Here is a 1,248-nt window from a genome sequence, read left to right as displayed (position 1 = left end):
CCGCGCTGCACCAGCGCCGCCAGGGCCGAGGTCTCGTCCGGCACCGGCACCCAGACGTTCAGCCCGCTCTCCCCGTGCGCCTCGATCCCACGCGCCGCCAGCTCCCGCAGCAGCCCGTCCCGCCGCGCCCGGTACACGGCGGCCACCCGCCCGACCGGCGCCGCGTCGCCGCGCCACAGCTCGACGACGGCGCGCTGCAGCAGGTGGCTGACCCACCCGGCGCCCAGCCGCAGCCGCCCGGACACCCGCCCGATCGTCTCCTCGTCGCCGACCGCCACCGACAGCCGCAGGTCCGGCCCGTACGCCTTGGCGGCCGAGCGCACCACCGCCCAGTGCCGCGAACCGGCGCCGACCAGCGGGTGGTACGGCTGGTCCACCATGCCGTGCCCGTGGTCGTCCTCGATCACCAGCACCCCGGGGTGCTCGGCCAGGACGGCCCGCAGAGCCTCCGCCCGCCGGGCGGTGACCGCCGCGCCGGTCGGGTTCTGCGCCCGGCTGGTCACCACCACCGCACGGGCGCCCTCCGCCAGCGCCGCGGCCAGCGCGTCCGGCAGTGGCCCCTCGTCGTCCAGCCTGACCGGCAGCGGCCGCAGCCCCATGGCGGGCAGCAGGTCGAGCAGGCTGCCCCAGCCCGGGTCCTCGACCGCGACGGCGTCGCCGGGGCGCAGCCAGGCGCCGAGGATGCGCTCGACGGTGTCCAGCGAGCCGGAGGCGACGGCGATCGGGCCGCCGGGCAGCCCGTCGGCCTCGAAGGAGGCGCGGGCGAGCGCGAGCAGCCCGGGGTCGGCGTCGGCGTGCCCGTACAGCACCGGTTCGGCCCGGGCGGCCTCGGCGGCGGCCGCGAGGGCCGGACCGAGGTCGGGCAGCAGGGCCGGGTCGGGGTTGCCGGTGGACAGGTCGCGGGCGTACGGGGGCACCGGGACGCGGATCTGGTCCCGGGGGGTGAGCGCCGGCCTGGGGAGGATCCGACTGCCCTTGCGGCCGGCCGTCTCGATCACGCCGCGGTCGCGCAGCAGCCGGTAGGCGGCGGCCGCGGTGTTGGGGTTGACGCCGAGTTCGGCGGCGAGGTCGCGCAGCGGGGGCAGCGGCGTCCCGGGGGCGAGCCTCCCGCTGCTCACGCCCTGCTCGATGTGGGCCGCGATTTCGCTGGCGCGTCGCCCTTTCAGCGGATAGTCTCCTAGCACAAAGCAAATTATGCACTAGTACATAGAGGTTGTCATGTCGAACGCCGCGGACACCCCCACGACG

Annotated in this window: 1 protein-coding gene; it reads right to left on the bottom strand. The window is 77.0% G+C overall.

The annotated features are described in order from the left end of the window. On the bottom strand, positions 1-1,184 hold a 1,184-nt coding region (locus J0670_RS38245), incomplete at its 3' end, for an aminotransferase class I/II-fold pyridoxal phosphate-dependent enzyme (protein ID WP_207817370.1). Positions 1,185-1,248 lie beyond the last annotated feature (64 nt).

This window comes from Streptomyces sp. FH025 (assembly GCF_017427025.1).
Classification (GTDB): domain Bacteria; phylum Actinomycetota; class Actinomycetes; order Streptomycetales; family Streptomycetaceae; genus Kitasatospora.
The sequence above is the reverse complement of the archived record's forward strand: the minus strand, read 5'-3'. Positions and strand labels throughout refer to the sequence as shown.